General features: G+C 64.1%; 23 protein-coding genes. 7 read left to right on the top strand and 16 right to left on the bottom strand.

Annotated elements, in window-relative coordinates; all coding sequences use genetic code 11:
* Nucleotides 1–10: 10 nt before the first annotated feature.
* A complete protein-coding gene (gene ctaD / locus HS968_RS00750; protein WP_106737811.1) occupies nt 11–1,594 on the bottom strand; it encodes a cytochrome c oxidase subunit I in 1,584 nt (527 codons plus the stop codon).
* A 4-nt stretch (nt 1,595–1,598) separates the two neighbouring features.
* Nucleotides 1,599–2,723, bottom strand: coding sequence for a cytochrome c oxidase subunit II (gene coxB / locus HS968_RS00745; protein ID WP_119692479.1), 1,125 nt, complete (start codon nt 2,721–2,723; stop codon nt 1,599–1,601).
* Between the two features lie 406 nt (nt 2,724–3,129).
* Here coxB and HS968_RS00740 point away from each other — a divergent pair, with 406 nt between their 5' ends.
* On the top strand, nt 3,130–3,771 hold the full coding sequence (locus HS968_RS00740; RefSeq protein ID WP_182369698.1) for a hypothetical protein: 642 nt from the start codon (nt 3,130–3,132) through the stop codon (nt 3,769–3,771).
* Here HS968_RS00740 and HS968_RS00735 read toward each other — a convergent pair.
* Nucleotides 3,761–4,690, bottom strand: coding sequence for an AEC family transporter (locus HS968_RS00735; RefSeq protein ID WP_182369696.1), 930 nt, complete (start codon nt 4,688–4,690; stop codon nt 3,761–3,763). The genes HS968_RS00740 and HS968_RS00735 overlap by 11 nt on opposite strands.
* A 142-nt stretch (nt 4,691–4,832) precedes the next feature.
* Here HS968_RS00735 and glsB point away from each other — a divergent pair, with 142 nt between their 5' ends.
* Both glsB and HS968_RS00725 read left to right on the top strand, forming a co-directional pair.
* Nucleotides 4,833–5,741, top strand: coding sequence for a glutaminase B (gene glsB, locus HS968_RS00730; RefSeq protein ID WP_119692482.1), 909 nt, complete (start codon nt 4,833–4,835; stop codon nt 5,739–5,741).
* A 66-nt stretch (nt 5,742–5,807) separates the two neighbouring features.
* Complete coding sequence (locus HS968_RS00725) at nt 5,808–6,203, top strand: RidA family protein (protein ID WP_182369694.1); 396 nt, start codon at nt 5,808–5,810, stop codon at nt 6,201–6,203.
* A 36-nt stretch (nt 6,204–6,239) separates the two neighbouring features.
* On the opposite strand, the gene HS968_RS00720 is transcribed toward HS968_RS00725, so the two are convergent.
* The 8 genes from HS968_RS00720 to HS968_RS00685 form a co-directional block, all read right to left on the bottom strand.
* Complete coding sequence (locus HS968_RS00720; RefSeq protein WP_182369692.1) at nt 6,240–7,823, bottom strand: gamma-glutamyltransferase family protein; 1,584 nt, start codon at nt 7,821–7,823, stop codon at nt 6,240–6,242.
* 57 nt (nt 7,824–7,880) lie between these two features.
* The gene (locus HS968_RS00715; RefSeq protein ID WP_106737818.1) at nt 7,881–9,206 is read right to left on the bottom strand and encodes a TRAP transporter large permease; all 1,326 of its coding nucleotides are present in this window, start codon (nt 9,204–9,206) and stop codon (nt 7,881–7,883) included.
* A complete protein-coding gene (locus HS968_RS00710; protein WP_106737819.1) occupies nt 9,203–9,721 on the bottom strand; it encodes a TRAP transporter small permease subunit in 519 nt (172 codons plus the stop codon). Before HS968_RS00710 ends, HS968_RS00715 begins: the two co-directional genes overlap by 4 nt.
* The gene (locus HS968_RS00705; RefSeq protein WP_119692486.1) at nt 9,718–10,824 is read right to left on the bottom strand and encodes a TRAP transporter substrate-binding protein; all 1,107 of its coding nucleotides are present in this window, start codon (nt 10,822–10,824) and stop codon (nt 9,718–9,720) included. The genes HS968_RS00710 and HS968_RS00705 overlap by 4 nt, the downstream gene beginning before the upstream one ends.
* A 391-nt stretch (nt 10,825–11,215) precedes the next feature.
* A complete protein-coding gene (locus tag HS968_RS00700) occupies nt 11,216–11,662 on the bottom strand; it encodes an Lrp/AsnC family transcriptional regulator (protein WP_106737821.1) in 447 nt (148 codons plus the stop codon).
* 227 nt (nt 11,663–11,889) lie between these two features.
* Nucleotides 11,890–12,333: a GNAT family N-acetyltransferase gene (locus HS968_RS00695; RefSeq protein WP_179623349.1), complete on the bottom strand. Its 444-nt coding sequence runs from the start codon at nt 12,331–12,333 to the stop codon at nt 11,890–11,892.
* A 25-nt stretch (nt 12,334–12,358) separates the two neighbouring features.
* Nucleotides 12,359–13,348 (bottom strand): asparaginase, encoded by a 990-nt coding sequence (locus HS968_RS00690; protein WP_119692488.1) that lies wholly within the window; start codon nt 13,346–13,348, stop codon nt 12,359–12,361.
* Nucleotides 13,349–13,495: 147 nt separating this feature from the next.
* Nucleotides 13,496–14,944, bottom strand: a complete 1,449-nt coding sequence (locus tag HS968_RS00685; protein ID WP_182369690.1) for an alanine/glycine:cation symporter family protein — start codon at nt 14,942–14,944, stop codon at nt 13,496–13,498.
* Between the two features lie 167 nt (nt 14,945–15,111).
* Here HS968_RS00685 and HS968_RS00680 point away from each other — a divergent pair, with 167 nt between their 5' ends.
* Nucleotides 15,112–15,930 carry a helix-turn-helix domain-containing protein gene (locus tag HS968_RS00680; protein WP_106737825.1) on the top strand — a complete coding sequence of 273 codons (819 nt, stop codon included), beginning with the start codon at nt 15,112–15,114 and terminating at the stop codon, nt 15,928–15,930.
* 315 nt (nt 15,931–16,245) lie between these two features.
* On the top strand, nt 16,246–17,619 hold the full coding sequence (locus HS968_RS00675; protein ID WP_182369688.1) for an alanine/glycine:cation symporter family protein: 1,374 nt from the start codon (nt 16,246–16,248) through the stop codon (nt 17,617–17,619).
* A 54-nt stretch (nt 17,620–17,673) separates the two neighbouring features.
* Here HS968_RS00675 and HS968_RS00670 read toward each other — a convergent pair whose 3' ends face one another.
* The 3 genes from HS968_RS00670 to HS968_RS00660 are packed head-to-tail and all read right to left on the bottom strand — an operon-like array spanning nt 17,674 to nt 19,440.
* Nucleotides 17,674–18,348, bottom strand: coding sequence for a GNAT family N-acetyltransferase (locus HS968_RS00670; RefSeq protein ID WP_182369686.1), 675 nt, complete (start codon nt 18,346–18,348; stop codon nt 17,674–17,676).
* Nucleotides 18,348–18,788: a GNAT family N-acetyltransferase gene (locus HS968_RS00665; RefSeq protein ID WP_182369684.1), complete on the bottom strand. Its 441-nt coding sequence runs from the start codon at nt 18,786–18,788 to the stop codon at nt 18,348–18,350. The genes HS968_RS00670 and HS968_RS00665 overlap by 1 nt, the downstream gene beginning before the upstream one ends.
* 19 nt (nt 18,789–18,807) lie before the next feature.
* Nucleotides 18,808–19,440, bottom strand: a complete 633-nt coding sequence (locus HS968_RS00660; RefSeq protein WP_182369682.1) for an FMN-binding negative transcriptional regulator — start codon at nt 19,438–19,440, stop codon at nt 18,808–18,810.
* Nucleotides 19,441–19,539: 99 nt separating this feature from the next.
* Between HS968_RS00660 and pdxR the strand changes: the two genes are divergently transcribed.
* A complete protein-coding gene (gene pdxR / locus HS968_RS00655) occupies nt 19,540–21,006 on the top strand; it encodes a MocR-like pyridoxine biosynthesis transcription factor PdxR (RefSeq protein ID WP_182369680.1) in 1,467 nt (488 codons plus the stop codon).
* 127 nt (nt 21,007–21,133) lie between these two features.
* Here the strand turns inward: pdxR and HS968_RS26480 are convergent, their stop codons facing one another.
* Together HS968_RS26480 and HS968_RS00650 are read right to left on the bottom strand one after the other, a co-directional pair.
* Nucleotides 21,134–21,262 (bottom strand): hypothetical protein, encoded by a 129-nt coding sequence (locus HS968_RS26480; RefSeq protein ID WP_267895736.1) that lies wholly within the window; start codon nt 21,260–21,262, stop codon nt 21,134–21,136.
* An 11-nt stretch (nt 21,263–21,273) separates the two neighbouring features.
* Entirely contained in the window at nt 21,274–22,698 is a 1,425-nt protein-coding gene (locus HS968_RS00650) for an aspartate ammonia-lyase (protein ID WP_182369678.1), read from the bottom strand.
* Nucleotides 22,699–22,876: 178 nt separating this feature from the next.
* Here HS968_RS00650 and HS968_RS00645 point away from each other — a divergent pair, with 178 nt between their 5' ends.
* Nucleotides 22,877–23,782 carry a LysR substrate-binding domain-containing protein gene (locus HS968_RS00645; RefSeq protein WP_106737830.1) on the top strand — a complete coding sequence of 302 codons (906 nt, stop codon included), beginning with the start codon at nt 22,877–22,879 and terminating at the stop codon, nt 23,780–23,782.
* Nucleotides 23,783–23,913 lie beyond the last annotated feature (131 nt).

Genomic DNA, 23,913 nt, shown 5'->3' with positions numbered 1-23,913 from the left:
GGCAGACCTCCTATTTCACTTCCGGTGGCGTACTGAAGGTGTGGTAGGGCGCCGGTGACGGCACCGTCCACTCCAGACCTTCGGCGCCATCCCAAGGTTTGGCCGGGGCGGGTTTGCCGCCACGGATGCACTTGATGACGATGAACAGGAACAGCAACTGGGTCGCGCCGAAGAGGAAAGCGCCGATGCTCGAGATCATGTTGAAGTTGGCGAACATCATGTTGTAGTCCGGGATGCGCCGCGGCATGCCGGCCAAGCCGACGAAGTGCATCGGAAAGAACGCCATGTTCATGCCGATGAAGCTCATCCAGAAATGCAGCTTGGCCAGGGTCTCGTCGTACATGTGGCCCGTCCACTTCGGCAGCCAGTAATAGGCCGAAGCGAAGATGCCGAAGATCGCACCGGGCACCAGCACGTAGTGGAAGTGCGCCACCACGAAGTAGGTATCGTGGTACTGGAAGTCCGCCGGGGCGATGGCCAGCATCAGCCCGGAGAAGCCACCGATGGTGAACAGGATGACGAAGGCCACCGAGAACAGCATCGGCGCCTCGAAGGTCATCGAGCCCTGCCACATGGTGCTGGCCCAGTTGAACACCTTCACTCCGGTAGGCACGGCGATGAGCATGGTGGCGTACATGAAGAACAGCTCGCCGGTCAGCGGAATGCCAACGGTGAACATGTGGTGCGCCCAGACGATGAACGAGAGGAAGGCGATGGCCGCGGTGGCGTAGACCATCGAGGTGTAGCCGAACAGCGGCTTGCGCGCGAAGGCCGGAATGATCGAGCTGACCGCGCCGAACGCGGGCAGGATCATGATGTACACCTCGGGGTGACCGAAAAACCAGAACACGTGCTGGAACAGCACCGGATCACCGCCGCCAGCAGCGTTGAAGAAGCTGGTGCCGAAGTGGATGTCCATCAGCATCATGGTCACGCAGCCAGCCAGTACCGGCATCACCGCGATCAGCAGGAAGGCAGTGATCAGCCAAGTCCAGACGAACAGCGGCATCTTCATCAGGGTCATGCCGGGGGCACGCAGGTTGAGGATGGTGGCGACCACGTTGATCGCCCCCATGATCGAACTGATGCCCATCAGGTGGATGGCGAAGATGAAGAAGGTCGTGCTCTCCGGCCCGTAGGTCGTCGACAACGGCGCATAGAAGGTCCAACCGAAGTTCGGCCCTCCGCCCTCCATGAACAAGGTACTGACCAGCAGGCCGAAGGCCGCCGGCAGCAGCCAGAAGCTGAAGTTGTTCATCCGCGGCAGAGCCATGTCCGGCGCGCCGATCATCAGCGGGATCATCCAGTTGGCCAGGCCGACGAAAGCTGGCATAACCGCGCCGAAGACCATGATCAGGCCGTGCATGGTGGTCATCTGGTTGAAGAATTCCGGCTGCACGATCTGCAGGCCCGGCTGGAACAGCTCGGCGCGAATCACCATCGCCATCGAGCCGCCGAGCAGGAACATGCAGAAGCTGAACCACAGGTACATCGTGCCGATGTCCTTGTGGTTGGTGGTCAGCACCCAGCGCATCAGGCCCTTGGCCGGGCCATGGTGGTGGTCAGTATGACCGTGGTCGATCACTGCACTCATGTCCTTACTCCTGAGCCTTCGAGAAGTCGAGAATGTCCTTGGGCGTGACCATGTCACCGACATTGTTGCCCCAGGCGTTGCGCTCGTAGGTGATGATGGCGGCCAGGTCTACCGGCGACAGTTGCTTGCCGAAGGCGGCCATCGAGGTACCCGGCTTGCCGTGGTAAACGATGTCGATATGTCCCTTGGCCGGCCCGGTGGCGATGGCCGAGCCCTTGAGCGCCGGGAACATCGGTGGCAGGCCTTCGCCATTGGCCTGGTGGCAGGCGACGCAGGTGGTGTTGTAGGCCTTCTCGCCGCGTGCCATGAGCTCTTCCTTGGTCCATTCCTTGCTGGTCAGCTCACGTTCGGCGGCTGCGGCCTGCTTGCGCTCGTCCATCCAGGCGGAGAAATCTTCCTTGGACTTGGCTTCGACCACGACAGGCATGAAGCCGTGATCCTTGCCGCACAGCTCGGTGCACTGGCCACGGTAGACGCCGGGCTCGTCGATACGCGTCCAGGATTCATTGATGAAACCGGGAATGGCATCCTTCTTCACTGCCAGGGCAGGTACCCACCAGGAGTGGATCACGTCGGCAGAAGTGATCAGGAAGCGCACCTTGGTGCCCACCGGCACCACCAGCGGTTGATCCACCTCCAGCAGGTAGTGCTCACCCTTGGCGGCGCGGTTGTTGATCTGGTCGCGCGGCGTGGTCAGGTTGCTGAAGAACTCGACATCCTGGCCCAGGTACTTGTAGTGCCACTTCCACTGGTAGCCGGTGACCTGGACATCCAGCTCGGACTCGGAGGTGTCGTAGATCTCGATCAGCGTCTTGGTCGCCGGAATCGCCATCACGATGAGGATGGCCAAGGGCACCACGGTCCAGAGAATCTCGACGGTGGTGCTCTCGTGGAAATGCGCGGGCTGCTGGCCGGTGGAGCGGCGGTGCATGATCATCGACCAGAACATCGCGCCGAACACCAGCACGCCGATCACGACGCAGATCCAGAAGATGGTCATGTGCAGGTCGAAGACGGAACGGCTGACCTCGGTGACACCGGGCGCCATGTTCACCGTCCACTGGGCATGCGCCGAGCTTAATGTCAGCCACAGCAGGAGGCCCATCCAGACTCGTGGATGTCGCATCATTGCGGGTTCCCCTTGATTGTTCTTGTTATCCCGCCGGCTGAGCCTGCGGCTAAGGGATCGACTGCCTACGGAGTTGGCTGCTGGCGCACGCTGCCTGCATGACCACCCCTGACTGCTGGCGACTACTGTCGAACCTTTCCGTGCCAAAGCTCGTCCGGTTCCATCAGGTACTGCCTTTCGAAATCGAGTATAGACGGCGACTTTCAGCCCGCAATGTGAGCACCACGCTGGCCGATCCGACTCGAGGCCTGCGCTAAACGCCCCGAGTGACGCGGGGTGTAGCCGTTCTGATACAGGTGGATATAGCGGACTCGCATAAGTATGAAAAAGTTATGACAATCGCGTCTTAGCCGGGCCAAAGTGCCGGCTAAGGTTCACGTCCATGTCCTGAAATGTAGGAGTAGTCATGAACACTGCCGCCCTTCGCCAATTGATTGCCCAGGCTCGTCAGCAGGAAACCGCCAAACACGCGCTTGCAATGTTTCTGCAGGATCAGCTCGAACGCCTGCATCCGTCGATCCGCCTGCCCGAGGATGATGCCCTTGGCGCGCTGACCGGCTTCGTCATCGCCTATATCGAAGAGGTGCCGGACGTGCTTGATGCCGCCGCCACCGTGGCGCGTGAAGCGGGTATCGAGAGCGCCATCAAGCCGGTGCTGAAGATCGCCGAGCACTTCTTCCTGCAACCACCCGAGCTGATGGCAGGCCATGAAGGTCTCGAAGGGTTGCTGGACGAGGCCTACCTGGCCCACCGCCTGGTGGAAGAGGTCAATGACCGCTATATCGCCCATCTCGGCCAGCCACTGATCCCACTGGACACCACGCGCGCCAACCTGATCGCGCATCAGTTGATCGGCGAGCCCTTCGCCAATCAACTCGACGAGGCGGTGCATCATGCGCTGGCCGGCATGCTCGATGACGCCAGCTTCGACCAGCCGTCGGTGCAGGCCTACCGCGAGCGCCTGGCAGCACCGGACACCGCATCGGCCTGGCGCCGCTGGCCATGCCTGTCGCAGCAGTTGGGCCTGGAGCTGCAACTCAAGGCGTGATCAGCAACAGGATCAGCGACAGGGTAAACAGCGAGCCTAGCGTGGAGAACAGGATCGCCCGGGACACCAGCGCCGCCTGGCGCTGGTAGTACTCGGCGAGCATGAACGGCCCGGTGCCGGTTGGCAGCGCACTGAGCAGCAGCGCGGCATGCGCCCAGAGCGGCGGCAGGTCGAGCAGCACGAAGGCGATGAACCAGGTAATCAGCGGTTGCAGCACCAGCTTGAGCGCCACCAGCGGCCAGACGCCCTGGCTCGGCCCGCTCTGTCGCTGCGCCAGAAACAGGCCCAGCGACACCAGTGCGCAGGGCACGGTCGCCGCACCCAGCAGATGCAGGAATTCATCCATCGCCGCAGGCATCTGCAGCCCACCCTGCGACCAGGCCGCGCCCAACAGCGGCGCCACCACCAGCGGGTTCTTCAGCAATGCAGTGACGACCTGAAGGATCGCGCCGCCCACTCCCTTCTTGCTCTGCAGGCCGACTTCGATGCACACCACGGCCAGGCCGAACAGCACGCAGACCACCATCAGCGAGGCGATCAACGCCGGCGCCATGCCGTCATCACCCAGCACCAGCACGCACAGCGGAATGCCGATGTAGCCACTGTTGGCGTAACCGGCACTGAGGCCATCGATGCTGGCGTCCACCAGGTTGCCAGTGGTCTTCCAGCGATACAGCAGGGTAATCAGGTATACAGCAAACATGCCGCCGGTGAAGGCCAGCAGGAAACCGGGCTGCCAGATCTGCGCCCAGTCGGCCTTGGCGGTCAGGCTGAACAACAACGCCGGCAAACCGAGCCAGACCACGAAACGGTTCATCTCCGAAGCGGCAGTCGGCCCCAGCCGGTTGGTACGTCGACAGATGTAGCCGATCAGAATCAGACCGAAGATTGGCAACAACACGTTGAGAACGGTGGACATCAGACTACGCCGTCGACGGGAAGAGGCCGAGACTAGAGGCGGGCGCCATGCAGAGCAAGTCATCGGCTGTGATTCGAAGGTTTCTGCTGGCGTCTAGCACAAACCTGTCGGGCAAATACCTGACGCCCTCGCGAGCCAGAGCATGCAAGCCCTGTTGAACGAAATTCTCGATGCAGCCCGTCCGTTGATCGGCCAGGGCAAGGTCGCCAATTACATTCCGGCACTCGCCGACGTATCGGCCAACCAGTTTGGCATCGCGGTGTATGGCAACGACGGCGAGCTGTTCACCGCCGGCGATGCGCGCATCCCGTTCTCGATCCAGAGTATCTCCAAGGTGTTCAGCCTGGTGCAGGCGATCCAGCATTCGGGCGAGGCGATCTGGGAACGGCTCGGCCACGAACCGTCCGGGCAACCGTTCAATTCGCTACTGCAGCTGGAGCTGGAGAACGGCCGGCCACGCAACCCCTTCATCAACGCCGGGGCGCTGGTGATCAGCGACATCAACCAGTCGCGCTTTGCCGCGCCAGCCCTGTCGATGCGCGATTTCGTCCGGCGTCTGTCAGGCAATGCCAATGTCGTGATCGACCGGCACATCGCCGACTCCGAGTACCAGCACCGTGCACGCAACGCGGCCATGGCCTACCTGATGCAGTCCTTCGGCAACTTCCACAACGACGTCGAATCGGTACTGCGCAACTACTTCAGCTACTGCGCCCTGAGCATGAACTGCGTCGACCTGGCCAAGGCCTTCTGCTTCCTGGCCAATGACGGTTTCTGCAAGCACAGCGGCGAGCAGATTCTCAGCGCCAGGCAGACCCAGCAGGTCAACTCGATCATGGCCACCAGCGGGCTGTACGACGAGGCGGGTAACTTCGCCTACCGCGTCGGCCTGCCGGGCAAGAGCGGCGTCGGGGGTGGCATCGTCGCCATCGTACCGGGGCAGTACACCATCTGCGTGTGGTCACCGGAGCTGAACAAGGCTGGCAACTCGCTGGCCGGCATGGCGGCGCTGGAGCTGCTCAGTGAGCGAATTGGCTGGTCGGTATTCTGATGCGATGAGGTATGGTCACTGAAGCCGTGCAACCGCACTGGCGTTCATCAGAGACCAGGAGTGCTCATGTCGATGCCCGAATACCACATGTTCGCCGGTGCGCCCGCACCGGTCGCGCCCTTTTCCCATGCCTGCGAAGCCGATGGCTGGGTGTTCATCACCGGCCAGTTGCCCATCGACCCGGGCAACGAATCGGCGCCACTGCCCGAAGGCATCGAGGCACAGACGCACAAGACCTTCGACAACCTGCTGATAGTGCTCGAAGGGCTCGGCCTTGGTCTGGAGAACGTGGTATCGGCGCGCGCCTTCCTCACCGATTTCTACGGTGATTACGAGCGCTTCAATGCGATCTACGCCAGCTACTTTGCCGAGGGCAAACGCCCGGCGCGCACCTGCATCGGCACCACCGGGCTGGCGCGCCACGCCCTGGTTGAGATCGATTTCATCGCCAGACGCCCGTGAGCACGTTGGGCCGGGTGCACCCGGCCCAACCGTTTTTCACAAGCCGCAGACGCTGCCGTCGCTACGCGGATCGGCGGCGCCTTCCAGTACGCCATTGGGCTGGCGCAGCAGCGCGCCGGCATGGCCCATGGTGTCGCTGAAGGGCTCGTCCAGCAGCTCGACGATATGCCCGGCCTGGCGCAGTTGCTCCACCAGTTCGGCCGGGAAGCGGCTTTCCAGTTTCAACGTGGTACTGACGTCGCCCCAGGTGCGCCCGAGCAGCCAGCGCGGCGCACTGACCGCCGCTTGCAGGTCGCTGCCCAGGCGGTAGCGACTGAGGATCGCCGCCTGGGTCTGCGGCTGGCCTTCGCCACCCATGGTGCCGTAGCTCAGGGTGCGGCCATCGTCGAACAGCGCCAGCGCCGGGTTGAGGGTGTGGAACGGCTTGCGCCCCGGTTCCAGGCTCTGCAGCGCGGCAGGATCGAGAGAGAAGCTGATGCCTCGGTTCTGCCAGGCCACGCCAGTGGAGGGCAGCACCACGCCGGAACCGAACTCCCAGTACACGCTCTGGATGAAACTCACCGCGCGCCCTTCGGCATCGATGCAGCCCATCCAGATGGTGTCGCCCGGCTGCGCCGGCTGTGGCCAGGCCAGCGCCTGCTGCGGATCGACATTGGCAGCCAGGCGTTGCAGATTGGCGTCGGCCAGCAGGCTCTGCGGGTCTTCCGGCACACGGGCCGGATCGGTCACCACACGGTCGCGAATCAGGAAAGCCTGCTTGGTCGACTCGACCAGCCCGTGAACATGGGCGAAGCCTTCGGCCTGTTCGATCCCGAGCTTTTCGAAGATGCCCAGGATCAGCAGCGAAGCCAAACCCTGAGTCGGCGGCGGCATGTTGTACAGTGTGGCATCGCTCAACCGTACGCTCAGCGGCTCGACCGCACGAGCGCGGTAGTTCTGCAGATCGGCCAGGCGCAGTGGGCTGCCCAGGCGTTCGAGATCGGCGGCCATGCGCGCCGCCAGCTCGCCACGGTAGAAGTCGTCCAGCCCGGCATCAGCCAGACGCTGCAGAGTTTCGGCCAGCGCCGGCTGGCGCAGCAGGTCGCCTTCGCGCGGCGGCTGGCCGCCGGGCAGGTAGACATCGGCGAAGCCCGGTACGTCCTGCAGTTCGGCCAGCTTGCTGCGGGTCAGCTGTGCCTGGCTGCGGCTGACCACGATGCCGCAGCGAGCGTGGCCGATGGCGTCGGCAAGCAGATCGGGCAAGGTCAGTTGCGGCTGCCAGTGCGCAGTTTGCGCCAGGGCTTCGGCCCAGCCACCGACGGTGCCCGCCACGGTCAATGCGGCCAGCGGGCCGCGGCTGGGAATCTGCGTATGACCGGCGTAGAAGTCGCGATCAGCCAGTGCAGCGCTGCTGCCGCAGGCATCGATGGCAATGGGGCGTTTGCCCGGCTCATGGATCAGCCAGAAGCCATCGCCGCCGATGGCGTTCATGTGCGGGTAGACCACGGCGATGCTGGCGGCAGCGGCGACCATCGCTTCCACGGCATTGCCGCCGGCCTTGAGTACATCGCGCCCGGCCTGCGCGGCCAGATGGTGCGGGGCGACGAACAGGCCGCCGGTGGCATGGGTAGTTTTCAGCATGACAGTTCCTTTCTTGTCGTGGCGATCACGCCGGTGAGGGCGTGGTCGCTGTGGTCATCACCAGCCGATCGCAGCCGGCAGCCAGGTGGCCAGTTGCGGGAAGCAGAACACCACCGCTACCGCGAGCATCTGCAGGAACACGTAGGGCAACGCGCCGATGTAGATGTCGCGGGTCGAGATACCCGGTGGCGCCACGCCCTTGAGGAAGAACAGCGCCCAGCCGAACGGCGGCGTGAGGAACGACATCTGCAGGTTCAGCGCGACCAGGATGCCCAGCCATACTAGGTTGGTGTCGTAGGCGATGAACACCGGCAGGAACATCGGCAAGGCGATGTAGGAAATCTCGATCCACTCCAGGAAGAAGCCGAGCACGAACAGCACCGCCATCAGGAACAGGATCGCCCCCAGCTCGCCGCCCGGCAGCATGGTGAACAGCTCATGCACCAGCGCCTCGCCACCCAGACCGCGGAAAGCCAGGGAGAACGGCTGCGAGCAGAGCAGGATGAGAAAGATCATCGCACTGATGGTCAGGGTGCCATGCAGGGTCGCCTTGAGAGTCTTCCAGTCCAGACGCCGTGCGCAGGCGGCGATGACCAGCGCACCGAGCGCGCCCATCGAAGCCGCCTCGGTCGGCGCGGCGACGCCACCGATGATCGAGCCGAGCACCGCCATCACCAGCAGCAGCGGCGGCAGCACGCTACGCGCCATGTCCTTGAGCAGTTGCTTGCGACTGGTCAGGGCGCGCTCTTCAGCCGGGATCGCCGGCACCCAGTCCGGGCGCAGCCAGCCGAGCAGCAGCATGTAGGCGACGTAGATCAGCGCCAGCACCAGGCTGGGGATGAACGCAGCGGCGAAGATCGAACCCACCGACTGACCGAGGATGTCGGCCAGCAGGATCAGCACCAGGCTCGGCGGAATGATCTGCCCCAGGGTGCCGGAGGCGCAGATGGTGCCGCAGGCCACGGTCTTGTTGTAGCCGCGGCGCAGCAGCGTGGGCAGGGTCAGCAGGCCAATGGTCACCACCGTGGCGCCAACGATGCCGGTGGAGGCGCCGAGCAGCACGCCGACCAGAATGATCGCCAGGCCCATGCCGCCGTTCAGCCCGCCCATGGCACGACCGATGGTATCGAGCATGTCCTCGGCGACCCGGGATTTCTCCAGCATCACCCCCATGAAGGTGAACAGCGGTATCGCCAACAGCGTGTAGTTGCTGACCACGCCGAACATGCGCGCCGGCAGCAGGGCGAAGAGCATCGGGCCGAAGCCGATCATGCCGGCGACGAAACCGGACACGGCCAGGGAAATGGCCACCGGCACGCCCACCATCATCATGGCGAAGAAGCCGATGACCATGCTGATGGCCAACCATTCATTGGGCGTCATGGACGGGCCTCCTGCAGTCGAGCCGGCAGCAGCAGGGTGCACAGCGCACGCAGGCTATCGGCCAGGCCCTGCAGGCCGAACAGGGCGAAGCCCAGCGGCAGGAAGGCCTTGATCAGGAAGCGATAGGGCAGCCCGCCCGGGTCGGGCGAGCCCTCGCCCATGTTGTAGGACTGCATCGTGTACTTGAACGCCAGGTGGGCGATGTAGAAGCCGATGGCGGCGGTGGCGATGCCACTGAACAGGTCGACCGCCGCCTTGGTCTTCACGCCGAACTTCTCGTAGAGGAAGTCCACGCGCACGTCCTGGCGATGCTTGAGGGTATAGGCGATGCCGAGCAGGGCGATCGGCGAGATCAGGTACCACTCCAGTTCCTGCAACGCCACAGGGCTGAAGTCGAACAGGTAGCGCATCAGCACATCGAACGACACCAGCAGCACCAGCAGCAGCACGCAGGCGCGTGCGAGCGCGCCCAGGGCTTCCACCAGTTGTTCGATTCGAGTGACGACGAACATCATGACTCGCCCATCCCGATTTCCATGAAGGCCTTCTCGCCCACCGAGGCCCAGGAGATGTACTGCTTGCGGAAGGCGAAGAAGTGCTCGTAGATCTTCTTGGTCGCGGGGTCGCTGGCCGCCATGCTCGACAGCGTGTCGTTGGTCACTTCATGCAGACGCTTGATGATGTCGGTCGGTAGCGGGCGGGCAATCACGCCCTGGTTGTTCACCAGATCCTGCATGGCCTCGGCGTTGACCGCGTCGCACCACGACCAGCTGTCGGTGTTGCAGGCCTGGGCGCAGAACCGCACGATGGCCTGCAGATCGGCCGGCAAGCTGTCCCAGGCCTGCTTGTTGATAATCAGCTCGGTAACGTTGGTCGGCTCGTGCCAGCCGGTGGTGTAGTAGTTCTTCGCCGCCTTGTGCAGGCCCATGCGGCGATCCTGATAAGGGCCGACGAATTCGGCGGCATCGATCACACCACGCTCCAGCGCTGGGAAGATTTCCCCCCCCGGCAGCAGGCGCACGGCCACGCCCAGCTCGCTGTAGACCTTGCCGGCCAGGCCGGCGATGCGCATCTTCAGGCCCTTGAGGCTGTCGACGTTTTCCAGCGGCTGACGGAACCAGCCAGTCATCTGCGTGCCGGTGTTGCCCATGGGCATGGGCACCAGACCGTGAGGTTCGTAGAGCTCTTCCCACAGCTTGAGGCCGCCGCCGTTGTACAGCCAGGCGTTCATGCCCTGGGTGTTCATGCCGAACGGCACGGCAGTGAAGAACTGCGCGGCGGGAATCTTGCCGGCCCAGAAGAAGGCGTTGGCGGCGTTCATCTCGACCATGCCGCTGGCCACCGCATCGAAGCCTTCCAGTGCCGGGATCAGCTCGCCAGCGGCGAAGTGCTGGATCTTCAGGCGGCCGCCGGACATTTCCTCGACGCGCTTGCAGAAATCGGTCGGGCTGCCCGGACCCTGCACGTAGAAGGGCGAGCCTGGCGCGTAGGCGTTGGTCATCTTCCAGTTGAAGGTCTTGCCGGTGTTGGCAGAGGCGATGCTCGAGGCACCCAGTGCCAGGCCGGCGCCTGCGGCAATGGCTCCGCTACTCAGGAATTTACGGCGGTTGAGGCTCATGGGGCGGTCTCCTGTTACACAGTGGCTCCAATCGGCGAGGCGGCCTATCGGATGTAAAGTGGTCAGAAAGCCCTAGAGCAACACGCATGCCAGCAGAAAAAACAAAATAAACTATTGATTTATAATAAATAAAATAAAATTCAAAGCATCCGAGGCGAAATGCCGCTGCACAAAAAACAAGCACCTTGGATGAGCGGGAGAAGACGAAACGGCAGGCAGACCCTCACATTCGATACATTTGTCATCAGCGCGTTGACATGTGCATCCAATCGGTCGAATCGACTCGTCCCTCACTGACGAATGGCTGCTATGCACCACGAGAACGCACAGAGCGCTTTTTTAAGGCGCAAAAATCCCGCCAATTGGCAAAATGACCATCTGTATCAACATGTTACAGGCGAGCACCGCCACGGCGGTGCTTGACCCGGGTCATCAGCGCCTTGCAATCGACCGTGAGGATTTCCGGATGATTGAAAATGTGCTGGCGGACGAAGGCGTCGAAGGTCTCGTAACTGTCGGTGAGCGTGTGGATATGCAGGCTCTTCAGGTCGCTCATGATGTACAGGCTGACCACCTCCACAGTGGCCGAAAGGCGCTCGGCGACGGACTCGATGGCATGCGGCGCAACGGTGAGATCGACGAAGGTGGAAATGCCCTTGCCGAGCTTCTCCGGATTCACCACGGCGGTGAATTTCTCGATGACACCGGTATCGACCAGCGCCTGCACCCGAGTGCGGGCATGCGCCCGGGAGATGTTGAGTTGGCGGGCGATATCGGCAAAGGAAGTACGCGAATCCTTGATCAGGATGTTCAGCAAAGCGTTGTCGAGCTTGTTCATGGGCGTGAGCTTGAAGGCGAGGGAGCATTGGCGGATGCGCGATGCATGCCAACCTCCCTCTCTCGACAGCGACGAATCGCTTATTAGCAGACCGTTGAAAAACGTAGGCGAGGCAGCCGATGCGAGGCAAAAACAGGCGAAAAAGCGGAGTTTACGTGCTGTAAATGAGCATTTTGAGCCTGTTTTTAACGAAGCAGCGGCAACGCAGGTAGTTTTTCAACGGCCTGTTAGAGGAGCTTGCGGTACTGCACAAAGCCCGAGCGCTCGCCGATGCGCTCGTACAGCAGCATGGCCTGGCTGTTGCTCTCGTGGGTCAACCAGTGCACGCGCGAGCAGCCGGCGGCGCGCGCCTGCTCGTAAGCGAACTGCAGCAGTTGCCGCCCCACGCCGCCACTGCGCTGGCCCTTGGCAACGAACAGATCCTGCAGGTAGCAGTAGTCGCCGGTCGTCCAGGTCGAACGATGGATGACCCAGTGCACCAGGCCGACGGCTTCGCCGTCACGCCAGGCCAGTGCAGCCCCCATCGGTTCGTTCGGTTCGAGGAAGCGCTGCCAGGTGACAGCGCTGGTTTCGGCAGGAATTTCGGTCATGTAGAAGCGCTGGTAGCCCTGCCACAAGGGCAGCCAGGCTGCATGATCGGCGGCTTCTACGGGGCGGATTTCGAGGGTCATCGATCCTTCCTCTGGGGCAGATGAGTCAGTCGCTCATCTCACCACAGAGATCGCGCGCCAACCAGTGTTCGACTTCGGCAGGCGTCAGACCGGCGCCCAGCAGGGCGAACAGCTTGCCCAGCGCCGCCTCGCGGGTCATGCCGCCGCAGGACACCAGCCCCACCTCGGCCAGGCGGCTCCCGGCCGCATAGACGCCGAACTCGACATGCCCCTGCGCGCACTGGCTGATCGCAGCCAGCACCACACCACGCACATGTGCTTCATGCAGCAGCGCCATCAACTCGCTGTCGCCGGCAGGACCGGTACCGCTGCCGTAGCACTCCAGCAGCACGCCTTTGACACCGCTGTCGAGCAAGGCCCGCAGATGGCTCGCCTGCAATGCCGGGTGCAAGGGCATGACCGCCAGGTTCACCGGCTGGCGTACCTGGCGATAGTCGATGCGCGCATTGAGCGCGACATGCTCGGCCTGGCGCTGACGCGGCAGCACCTGAAAGGCGTCGAAGGCATCGCTGCGCAACTTGGAACAACGCGCGCCATGCAGAAGCTGACCATTGAAGTACAGGTGCACGCCCACCGCGACACCGCGGTGCAGCGCACGCAAGGCGCCGAACAGATTGGGCCAGGCATCGCCGCCTGGCACGCCTGCCGGCTGCATGGAGCCCGTGAGCACTACCGGGACATTCAGACCAAGCAGCAGAAAGCTCAGCGCCGCCGCGCTGTAGGCCAGCGTATCGGTGCCGTGCAGCACCAGCACGGCATCGTGCCCATCACGTTCCACGGCCTGCACGATGACATCGCGCAGGGCCAGCCAGTGGCCGGGGTTCATGTTGGCGCTGTCGATCAGCGGCAGCAGTTCGCGAAACTGCCAGGCCGGCAGCGCCGGATCGTTCTCGATGGCCTGCTGTTCGCGCATGCGGGCTTCGAATCCGGAAGCCGGGGCCAGGCCGGACTCGCTCATCTGCATGCCGATGGTGCCGCCGGTGTAGAGCACCAGCGGGTTCTGGGAAGTCTTCATAAACGCGTCCGAACAGGTAAACGGCAGAGACCAGCGCCTGCGGTGCCGGTCAGCATGGTCGGAGTGTAAGGGCAAAAACGGGGGCGCATGGCCCCCGGAGTGCAACGAAATGCGGCGGTATCGCGCACCGAAGTGCGGACACCGTCATCAGCGCTGGTGGGCGCCGTGGATCAGTTCGACGCGCTCGTTCTCGGTAGCCGGCTGCGGATTCTTCGGCCAGGCGAGCGGATCGAGATCGAGGTCTTCGAAGTCCTTCGGATCGAATACCGGGTGCTTCACACCGGCAGCGCGCTGACGGTCATAGTCACGCATCAGGCGCAGGCCGACCTTGAACAGCATGAACACGGCAGCCAGGTTGACCAGCGCCAGCAGGGTCATGGTGATGTCGGCGAAGGCGAACACGGTGCCCAGGTTCTGCATCGAGCCCCAGAAGATCAGCGCCAGTACCAGACCGCGGTAGGTCAGCAGGGCAGCACGGCCACGACCGAAGAGGAACTGCAGGGCGTTCTCACCGAGGTAGTAGTTGTAGAGGATGCAGGTGAACACGAACAGGCTCAGCGCCACGCTGATGAATACCCGGCCCCACTCGCCGACCACGGCAGCCAGGGAGTTCTGGGTGAGGATGATGCCGTCACCTTCGAAGCCCGGGGTGTAGAAGCCCGACAGCAGGATCAGCAATGCGGTGCAGGTGCAGATGACAAAGGTGTCGAGGAACACGCTGAAAGCCTGTACCACACCCTGCGCGACCGGGTGACGCACGGCCGCCACGGCGGCGACGTTCGGCGCACTGCCCAGGCCCGCTTCGTTGGCGAATACGCCGCGCTTCACACCCATCACGATGGCGCTGCCAAGCAGGCCGGCGAAAGCTGGCTCCAGGCCGAAGGCGCTCTTGACGATGGTGGTCAGCATGTCCGGCACCAGGTCGATCTGGCTGACGATCACGTACATCGTCACGCCGATGTAGGCCAGGGTCTTGACGGGTACCAGCAGGTCGGACACCGAGGCGATGCGCTTGATGCCGCCGACGAATACCAGGCCCAGCAGCACGGCCAGGGCAAGGCCGCTGTACTGCACGGGAATGTCGAAAGCGTTCTGTAGCGAATGGGTCACGGTGAACGACTGCAGGCCGTTGAAGGCGAAGCCGTAGGTGACCAGCAGCAGCACGGCGAAGGTCATCGCCATCCAGCGCAGCTTCAGGCCGTGCTGGATGTAGTAGGCCGGGCCGCCGCGGTACAGACCGTCACCGTCGGCGCGCTTGTAGGCCTGAGCCAGGGAGCACTCGAAGAAGCTGCTGGACATGCCGACCAGCGCGGTCACCCACATCCAGAACACGGCACCGGGGCCGCCGAGGGTCACGGCCACGCCGACACCGGCGATGTTGCCCGCACCGACACGGCCGGCGAGGCTCAGCATCAGCGCCTGGAACGAGCTCAACTGGCCGCCCTGGCCGCGGATCGACTCCTTGAACACGCTGAACATGTGGCCGAAGTGGCGGAACTGGACGAAGCGCGAGCGCAGGGTGAAGTAGCTGCCCAGGCCGACGATCAGGGCGATCAGCAGCTTTCCGGACAGGAAATCGTTGAGCATTTCCAGCATGACGAGGTACCTCGATTCTTGTTGTTCGAGTGATGGGTAGAGACGGCAGGCAGGCCGAGGAGCGCATGGTTGGGGATGAAAGCTTTGGTAACAATTTCGCGGATCGCGTCTAAGTGACGCGACTTGATGCTAGAATCGCGACACTCGCATCACCTTCGGAACGCCATATGTCGGATCATTTCGGCAGTAACCTGAAACTGCTGTGCAGCCACTACCGCTCGATTGCCGAGGTCTGCCGCAAGCTTTCGCTCAACCGCGCGCAGTTCAATCGCTACCTCGCCGGACAGAGCCGACCCACCGCACACAACCTCAAACGCATCTGCGATTTCTTCGGCGTCGAGCCCTACGAACTGGAGATGCCGGGCGATCAGTTCGCCCGCCTGATCGGAGCGCGCAGCTCCAGCAGTCCGGTGCAGAGCGGCAACGACCCCCTGCTGGATCTGTTCGAACCGCTGCGCCAGCAGGCCAGCCCGATGGGCCGCTATTGCGGCTACTACTTCGAGTACGCCAACTGCATGTCGGTACCGGGGCACATCCTGCTGTCGCTGGTGCACCTGCGCGAAGAGCGCGGCAACTACCTGTTCGAACGCCAGGAACGCCAGGAGCGACAAGAGCGCACCCGTGGCGGCAGCGAAGACTGGGTGCGCTGTCGCTACCTGGGCGCTGCGTTCTTCCTGCAGGATCGGATGTTCCTGGTCGACTACGAGAGCCTCACTGGCAACGAGGTCAGCCAGACCATCCTGATCCCCAGCTTCAAGAGCCGTATCAACCGCCTCAACGGCATCAAGACCGGCGTTTCCAGCGGTGATCGGCGCACGCCAGCCTGTACCCGTGTGGTCTGGCACTACCTCGGCGATGAGATCAACCGGGTCAACGCCTACCGCCAGTTGATGCTCTACGCCCCGGACGATCCGCGCATCGACGACGACATCCGCGAGCGCCTGGCCGGCGCCAAGCTGCGTGAAGGCCTGTTCGAGATGGAGTGACCGTACAGGGCGGAAATACGGCTGCAAAAACCGCATTCATCAGGGAAAATACCCGCCTCGCAAACGAGAACATGGGTATTCCCTGTTAATTCCGTGCAAATAAGGATGTTTGTTGTCGTCCAGCAACCTGCCTGGACACAATCGCGCGCTTCGAAGTCGCCGCTCAGTCTGGCTGCCGACGATGACGATCCAGCCGCCCAACCGACCTGGCCATGGCGACTGCTGCAGTAACCCGATCCGGCATCAGCACCCTGCTGCCAGACTCGCACTCGGCCGTTATCCCGGCTGGGCGTCAGAACAACAAGGACAACACCAATGGATCAACTTCTCAGCATTCTCTCTGCCATCAGCGGCTTCATCTGGGGCCCCTTCCTGCTTATCCCGCTGCTTCTGCTCACCGGCCTGTACCTGACCATTCGCCTGCGCGGCTTGCAGTTCCGCGTGCTGGGCCATGCGTTCTGGCTGGCCTTCGTCAAGCGCTCGGAGAAGGGCAACGTGCCCGGCGACGTATCGCACTACCAGGCACTGGCCACCGCACTGGCCGCCACCATCGGCGTGGGTAACATCGCGGGCGTGGCGACCGCCATCGGCATCGGCGGCCCCGGCGCACTGTTCTGGATGTGGATGACCGGCCTGGTGGGCATGGCCACCAAATATTCCGAGGCCCTGCTGGGCGTGAAGTACCGCGTCACCGACGCCAAGGGCGAGCAGAGCGGCGGACCGATGTACTACCTGACCTACGGGGTCGGCGGCAGTCTGGGCAAGACTCTCGGCGTCGCCTTCGCCATCTTCGGTGCCATCGCCGCCTTCGGCATCGGCAACATGGTGCAGGCCAACACCGCCGCGCATCAGCTGTATGACACCTGGGAAATTTCGCCGACTGTCAGCGGCCTGTTCCTGGCAATCGCCACGGCGATCGTGATCATCGGCGGGATCAAGAGCATCGGTCGCTTCGCAGCCGGCATCGTGCCGATCATGATCGTGCTCTACATCATCAGTAACATCGCGGTGCTGGTGGTGTTCGCCGATCAGCTGCCGTCAGCCATCGCCCTGATCTTCACCGACGCCTTCAGCGGCAGCGCCGCGGCCGGTGGCTTCCTCGGCTCCAGCGTGATCCTCGCGGTGCAGATGGGCGTGGCCCGCGGCATCTTCTCCAACGAGTCGGGCCTGGGTACCGGCGCCATCGCGGCAGCGGCAGCCAAGACCGACAAACCGGTACGCCAGGCGATGGTGTCGATGACTCAGACCTTCCTCGATACCCTGGTCATGGTCACCTTCACCGCACTGGCCATCATCGTCACCGGCGCCTGGATGCAGGAAGGCCTGAAAGGCGCGCCGATGACCGCCTGGGCGCTGGAGCAGGGCCTCGGTGGCGGCTGGGGCATCTACACCGTGACCATCGGCGTGCTGGTCTACGCCTTCACCACCATCCTCGGCTGGTGCTATTACGGCGAGCGCTGCATGGTGCGCCTGTGCGGTCGTCCGGCGGTGATGCCTTATCGCCTGCTGTTCTCGATCATGGTGTTCGTCGGTGCCGTCACCTCGCTGGAAGTGGTGTGGACCTTCTCCGACATCGCCAATGGCCTGATGGCGCTGCCCAACCTGATCGGCCTGTTGCTCTTGTCCGGCATCGTGGTCAAGGAAACCCGCGACTACATGAGCCAGAAGGACTGGAAAACCCGCGACTGACACAGCTCGCGCAGCGTCAGAAACCCCGCAACGGCCCAGCCGGTGCGGGGTTTTTCATGCCTGACGGAAGGCCTCCAGCCGCTGCTTCTGCCGACCTGCCTCATCGAAGTTGTCAGCGCTCAGCCAACCCTCGAAAGCTTCCCGACGCGCCGGCCATTCCCCGTCGATGATCGAGAACCAGGCGGTGTCGCGGTTCCTGCCCTTGCGCACCATATGCTGGCGGAACAGCCCTTCGTGGCTGAAACCGAAACGCTCGGCGGCGCGCATGGAACGGGCATTGGCGGCATCGCATTTCCACTCCAGGCGGCGATAGCCCAGGTCGTCGAAGGCATGCCTCGCCAGCAGGTAAACCGCCTCCGTGGCGCCCGGCGTGCGCTGCATCGGCGCGCCGAAGGCAACGTGGCCGATCTCGATGCTGCCATCCTGCGCCGTGATGCGCAGGTAGCTGAACAGCCCCAGGGCGCGGCCACTGGCCAGATCGATCACCGCGTAGAACAGCGGATCGCGGCTGTCGGCATTGCCACCCAACCAGGCATCGAAGGCCGCACGCTCGGTAAAGGGGCCATAGGGCAGGTAATCCCACAGAGCCGGATCCGGCCCCTGCAAAGCCGCCCACAGGTCATCGCCGTGGCGCGCGACATCCAGCGCCTCCAGCCGCACGAAGCGCCCGGTCAGTGGACGTTGATCGGGCATGGGGCAGGGCTGCCAGTGGGTGAGATCAATGCTCATCAGAAAAGCTTCCTGTACTGGATGAAACCGGAGCGGTCAGCAATGCGGTCGTACAGCTGGCGCCCGGTGTAGTTGGTCTCCTGGGTCAGCCAGTGCGCGCGGCTGGCGCCGGCGTCGCGCGCCGCAGCGTAGACATACTCGATCAGTGCGCGACCGATGCCGGCACCCCGCGTGTTCTCGGCAACGTACAGATCCTGCAGGTAGCAGTAGTCGCCGGTCGTCCAGCAACTGCGGTGGTAGATGAAGTGCACCAGGCCGACCGCCACGCCGTCCTGCCAGGCCAGGGCGGCGTGCATCGGTTCGGCCGGATCGAGGAAACGCTGCCAGGTGACGGCACTGGTCTCGGCCGGGATCTCGGCCTGATAGAAGCGTAGATATCCCTGCCAGAGAGGCATCCAGACGGCATGGTCGGCAGCGGTGAGCGGACGGATTTCGAGCATGGGGGATTCCTTTCAGCAGTCAGTCGTTGAGATTCATGCACGCCGCCAGTTCGCGGTCGCGCGGGTTGACGGAGGCGGCCAGGCCGGCGCGCACGCCGTGCTGGTCCGCACTGGAACGGTTCTGGCCAAGCTTCCACTTGCCCTCGAGTCGGCGGATCGGCAGGGCGAAACCGACGATGGCACGCAGCATCGCGTCGATGTACTCGCCGGGCGCATCGCTGACCGACCAGGACCTGGCCTGGGAGCGCTCGTGCTGATCGCTCAGACGGCTGACCAGTTGCAGCAGGCGCTCGGGCTCGTCGAACACCTCGGCCTGGCCCCAGGCATGCACGGCGATGTAGTTCCAGGTCGGCACCACCTTGCCGTGCTCGGCCTTGGCCAGGTACCAGCCAGGGTGTACGTAGGCATCCGGGCCGCTGAACACCACCAGCGCCTCGGCGCCCTCGGCCAGGTCACGCCAATGCCCGTTGGCGCGGGCGAAGTGTCCGTAGAGCGTGCCGAACTCACCTTCGCCAGCTTCCAGCAGCAGCGGCAGGTGACTGGCTTGCAGCCCTTGGCTACCGGCCGTGCTGAGCAGTGCCAGGCCGCTGCCACGAATCTGCTGGTGAAGGGTTGGCAGGTCATCCTGACGAAAGGCGGCGGGGCAGTACATGGAGGCGACTCCTGATTCGATGGCCTCATGCTAGGCAGGATATTGGTTCGCTGTAAGATCCATTTACCAGCAATTTCATGGAGCCAATTGGAGGCCGCCATGTCCACCACACCACCCTTGCCGGTCGATCTGTCCGGGATTCGCCTGGGGCCTTCCGGCGGGCTGGCGCGCCAGCTCTATCAGGCGTTGCGCGAACGCATCCTCGACGGCCGCCTGGCAGGTAACACGCGACTGCCGGCCAGCCGCGACCTGGCGACGCTGCTCGGCGTCTCGCGCAATACGGTGACGCGCGCCTTCGACCAGTTGTATGCCGAGGGCTACATCGAGGGGCGGGTGGGCGACGGCACCTACGTCGCCGACCTGGCGCTGGCCCGACCGCAGACGGCGCCTGTGTCGACCACCACGGTGCAGGGCGTGGCGCAACAACGCCTGCGCCAGCACCACCTGCCAGCGCCGGTCAGCGGCGCACCGCGCGCCTTTCGCATCGGCGTGCCGGCGTTCGACCTGTTTCCCTTCGAGACTTGGGCACGCTTGCAGGCACGCTTCTGGCGCCGGCCATCACCCGCTCGCCTGGGCTACGGCGACCCGGCCGGCGAGCGCGTGCTGCGCGAACTGATCGCCGCCTACCTGCGCAGCAGCCGCGGCCTGAGCTGCGACCCGCAGCAGATCGTCATCACCTGCGGCGCACAACAGGCCATCAGCCTCTGCGCCCAGTTACTGGTGCAACCCGGCGACCGCGTGGCGGTGGAGAACCCCGGCTATCGCGCCGCCGCCCACGCCTTCGCCCTTGCAGGCGCAAGCCTGTGCGGCGTGCCGGTCGATGGCGACGGCATGGACACGACCCGCCTGGCGAGCCTCGAGGATTGCCGACTGGTCTACGTGACCCCGTCGCACCAGTACCCGACCGGCGTGACCCTGTCACTGGCACGGCGCCTGGAATTGCTGGAATGGGCCGAGCGCCAGGGCGGCTGGATCGTCGAGGACGACTACGATGGCGAATACCGCTACAGCGGTACGCCGCTGGCGCCGCTGGCCGCACTGGATCGCCAGCAGCGGGTGATCTACGTCGGCACCTTCGGCAAGCTGGCCTTCCCGGCCCTGCGCCTGGGCTATCTGGTGCTGCCAGCGACGTTGGCCGAACCCTTCGCCCAGCGCCGTGCCGTGGACATGCGTCACTCGGAGATCGGCACCCAGGCGGTGATGGCCGAATTCATCGCCGCCGGGCATTTCCAGCGTCACGTGCGGCGCATGCGTCAGGCGGCACGCCAACGCCGCGACACCCTGCTGCGTGAATGGCCACAGGCGATTGCCGGCTGTGCGCCGCTGCCGGCGGTCGAGGCCGGCCTGCACCTGTGCATACGGGTCGACAGCCTGGCGCGCGAGCGTGAGCTGATCACGGCGGCGCGCGGCGCCGGGGTGGAAATGAATGGCCTGAGCGATTACTGGCTGGAGGACAGCGAGGAGTCACAGGATTCCCGCGCCGGGCTGGTGCTGGGGTTCGCCGCCGTACCCGAGACGCAGATCGTCGAGGCGGTACAAACGCTGCGCCGGGCGTGGAGGCTGTAACGCCGGCCAGCCGGCGGTGCGCGCGGCGCACCCTACGGTAGCCATCCTTGAATGACAGGCAAAAAAAGGGATGGCCGAGGCCATCCCTGAGGGTTGAGGCTGGTGAAGGCCTCCTATGAAAGGGTTTTCAGCTGCGCGGGCGGGCTTGAGCCTGGCTCGCACCACTGTAGAAACCGCCCAGACCCGGCCAGAAGCGACGCGGCGGGTGCAGGGTACGGAACAGGAACCTGACGCTGGGAGCTGTGGACGGTTGCATGGTCGTTCTCCTTACTGCTGCAGGGGTACGAGGCGCGGCGCAATCATGTTCTCGGGGCGCAGGATGTCCGCCAGGGTGGCGTCGTCCAGCAGCTTCTCCTCACGCACCAGCTCCAGTACACCGCGGCCGCTTTCCAGCGCGGTCTTGGCGATGCGCGTGGCGTTCTCGTAGCCGATGTAGGGGTTGAGCGCGGTGATCAGGCCGATGGAGTTTTCCATCAGCTCGCGGCAGCGCGCTTCGTTGGCGGTGACGCCGTCGATGCACAGCTCGCGCAGCATGTCCATGGCGCGGGTCAGCAGGCGAATCGAGTCAAAGATCTTGTAGGCGATCAGCGGCTCCATCACGTTCAGCTGCAGCTGGCCACCTTCGGCGGCGAGGGTCAGCGCCAGGTCATTGCCGATCACTTCGAAGGCGACCATGTTCACCGCCTCCGGAATCACCGGGTTGACCTTGCCCGGCATGATCGAGCTGCCCGGCTGACGCGGCGGCAGGTTGATCTCGTTGATGCCGGTGCGCGGGCCGCTGGACAGCAGACGCAGGTCGTTACAGATCTTCGACAGCTTCACCGCGGTGCGCTTGAGCATGCCGGAGAACAGCACGAAGGCGCCCATGTCGCTGGTGGCCTCAATCAGGTCGGCCGCCGGCTTGACCGGATGACCGCTGATCACGCCCAGACGCTTGACCGCCAGGGCCTGGTATTTCGGGTCGGCGTTGATGCCGGTGCCGATGGCGGTGCCGCCCAGGTTCACTTCGGTGAGCAGCGCCGGGGCGAGCATCTTCAGGTGCTGCAGGTCTTCGCCCAGGGTGGTGGCGAAGGCATGGAATTCCTGGCCGAGGGTCATCGGCACGGCATCCTGCAGCTGGGTGCGGCCCATCTTCAGCACGTGGCCGAACTCCAGGCCCTTGGCGGCCAGCGACTGGATCAGCTTGTCCAGGGCATTGAGCAGGCTGTCGTGGCCCAGCAGCAGGCCGAGGCGGATGGCGGTCGGGTAGGCGTCGTTGGTCGACTGCGCCATGTTCACGTCGTTGTTCGGGTGCAGGTACTGGTACTCGCCCTTCTCATGGCCCATGGCTTCGAGCGCGATGTTGGCGATGACTTCGTTGGCGTTCATGTTGGTCGAGGTGCCGGCGCCACCCTGGATCATGTCGACCACGAACTGGTCGTGGAACTCGCCCTGGATGATGCGCGCACAGGCAGTGCTGATCGCCGTGTGCTTGGCCGCGCTGAGGTGACCCAACTCGCGGTTGGCATCAGCCGAGGCCTGCTTGACCATCGCCAGGCCGACCACCAGCTTCGGGTAGTGCGACAGCGGTACACCGGACAGACGGAAGTTCTGCACGGCGCGCAGGGTCTGGATGCCGTAATAGGCATCGGCAGGGACTTCGAGGGTGCCAAGCAGGTCTTTTTCGACGCGGGATGATGCAGCAGCGGACATGATGGAGATGACTCTCGGGAAGAACGGCGAGTGCCGCGATGCCTATAGATTAAGGACTTCAGCGCAGCGGTGGCCAATGCTGTTGTTTGCTGCCCTATGCACAATCGGCATAATGCGGATGTGACCGCACGAATGCACCAAACGTGTGCATCGCACCGAGCCGAGCGGAGGACGCCCCGTGAACCTGGAAACCAAATGGCTGGAAGACTTCGTCACCCTGGCCGCCACCCGCAGCTTCTCCCAGGCGGCGCAGAAGCGCTTCGTCACCCAGCCCGCGTTCAGCCGGCGCATCCGCAGCCTCGAGGCGGCGCTGGGGCTGACCCTGGTCAATCGCGCACGCACACCGGTAGAGCTGACCGAGTCCGGCCAACTGTTCCTGCTCACCGCGCGCAGCATGGTCGAGCAACTGGGCGAGGTGGTGCGTCACCTGCATCACCTCGAAGGCCAACAGGGCGAGGCGCTGCAGATCGCCGCCGCCCACTCGCTGGTGTTCGGCTTCTTTCCCGAATGGATCGCCCGTCTGCGCCGCGACGGCCTGCCGCTGACCACCCGCCTGGTGGCGACCAACGTCGGCGAAGCGGTGCACTCGCTGCGCGAAGGCACTTGCGACCTGATCCTCGCCTACCACGACCAGGATGCCGCCGTGCAGCTGGCGCCGGACATGTTCCCGTCGCTGCACCTGGGCTACAGCGAGATGCTGCCGGTCTGCGCCGTGGACGAAAACGGCGCGCCGCTGTTCGACCTGGACTCTGGACAGAGCGTGCCGCTGCTGGCGTACAGCGCCGGCACCTTTCTCGGCCGTTCGGTGAATCTGTTGCTGCGCCAGCGCGCCCTGCGCTCGACCACCGTGCACGAAACCGCCATGGCCGACAGCCTCAAGGCCATGGCCCTGCAAGGCCTGGGCGTGGCCTGGGTACCGCGCCTGTCGATGAGCCCCGAGCTGGCCCGCGGTGAGCTGGTGATATGCGGCAAGGAACACTGGCATATCCCGCTGGAGATTCGCCTGTACCGTTGGGGCATGTCGCGCAAGGCGGCCGTGCGTCTGCTGTGGCGCAAGCTGGAGACGGGCGAGGTGGGTGGCTGAGTGAAACCGGGTAGGGTGCGCTGTGCGCACCGATATTCGCGCGGTGCGCACGGCGCACCCTACGGGTAAAGCAATCGCGGCTGAAGCCGCTCCTACGGGGTATGTGATTCTCTGTAGGAGCGGCTTCAGCC

This window comes from Pseudomonas berkeleyensis (assembly GCF_014109765.1).
Lineage (GTDB): Bacteria > Pseudomonadota > Gammaproteobacteria > Pseudomonadales > Pseudomonadaceae > Aquipseudomonas > Aquipseudomonas berkeleyensis.
This window is presented reverse-complemented; position numbering and strand designations above follow the sequence as displayed.

Coding starts and splice junctions, on each gene's coding strand:
- HS968_RS00650 (WP_182369678.1), bottom strand. CDS start 22,698: ATGTCCGCTGCTGCATCATCCCGCGTCGAAAAAGACCTGCTTGGCACC.
- HS968_RS00710 (WP_106737819.1), bottom strand. CDS start 9,721: ATGATGTTCGTCGTCACTCGAATCGAACAACTGGTGGAAGCCCTGGGC.
- HS968_RS00690 (WP_119692488.1), bottom strand. CDS start 13,348: ATGAAGACTTCCCAGAACCCGCTGGTGCTCTACACCGGCGGCACCATC.
- HS968_RS00720 (WP_182369692.1), bottom strand. CDS start 7,823: ATGCTGAAAACTACCCATGCCACCGGCGGCCTGTTCGTCGCCCCGCAC.
- HS968_RS00680 (WP_106737825.1), top strand. CDS start 15,112: ATGTCGGATCATTTCGGCAGTAACCTGAAACTGCTGTGCAGCCACTAC.
- HS968_RS00660 (WP_182369682.1), bottom strand. CDS start 19,440: ATGTACTGCCCCGCCGCCTTTCGTCAGGATGACCTGCCAACCCTTCAC.
- HS968_RS26480 (WP_267895736.1), bottom strand. CDS start 21,262: ATGCAACCGTCCACAGCTCCCAGCGTCAGGTTCCTGTTCCGTACCCTG.
- HS968_RS00665 (WP_182369684.1), bottom strand. CDS start 18,788: ATGCTCGAAATCCGTCCGCTCACCGCTGCCGACCATGCCGTCTGGATG.
- HS968_RS00740 (WP_182369698.1), top strand. CDS start 3,130: ATGAACACTGCCGCCCTTCGCCAATTGATTGCCCAGGCTCGTCAGCAG.
- ctaD (WP_106737811.1), bottom strand. CDS start 1,594: ATGAGTGCAGTGATCGACCACGGTCATACTGACCACCACCATGGCCCG.
- pdxR (WP_182369680.1), top strand. CDS start 19,540: ATGTCCACCACACCACCCTTGCCGGTCGATCTGTCCGGGATTCGCCTG.
- HS968_RS00675 (WP_182369688.1), top strand. CDS start 16,246: ATGGATCAACTTCTCAGCATTCTCTCTGCCATCAGCGGCTTCATCTGG.
- HS968_RS00700 (WP_106737821.1), bottom strand. CDS start 11,662: ATGAACAAGCTCGACAACGCTTTGCTGAACATCCTGATCAAGGATTCG.
- HS968_RS00685 (WP_182369690.1), bottom strand. CDS start 14,944: ATGCTGGAAATGCTCAACGATTTCCTGTCCGGAAAGCTGCTGATCGCC.
- HS968_RS00670 (WP_182369686.1), bottom strand. CDS start 18,348: ATGAGCATTGATCTCACCCACTGGCAGCCCTGCCCCATGCCCGATCAA.
- HS968_RS00735 (WP_182369696.1), bottom strand. CDS start 4,690: ATGTCCACCGTTCTCAACGTGTTGTTGCCAATCTTCGGTCTGATTCTG.
- HS968_RS00725 (WP_182369694.1), top strand. CDS start 5,808: ATGTCGATGCCCGAATACCACATGTTCGCCGGTGCGCCCGCACCGGTC.
- HS968_RS00715 (WP_106737818.1), bottom strand. CDS start 9,206: ATGACGCCCAATGAATGGTTGGCCATCAGCATGGTCATCGGCTTCTTC.
- glsB (WP_119692482.1), top strand. CDS start 4,833: ATGCAAGCCCTGTTGAACGAAATTCTCGATGCAGCCCGTCCGTTGATC.
- coxB (WP_119692479.1), bottom strand. CDS start 2,723: ATGATGCGACATCCACGAGTCTGGATGGGCCTCCTGCTGTGGCTGACA.
- HS968_RS00695 (WP_179623349.1), bottom strand. CDS start 12,333: ATGACCCTCGAAATCCGCCCCGTAGAAGCCGCCGATCATGCAGCCTGG.
- HS968_RS00705 (WP_119692486.1), bottom strand. CDS start 10,824: ATGAGCCTCAACCGCCGTAAATTCCTGAGTAGCGGAGCCATTGCCGCA.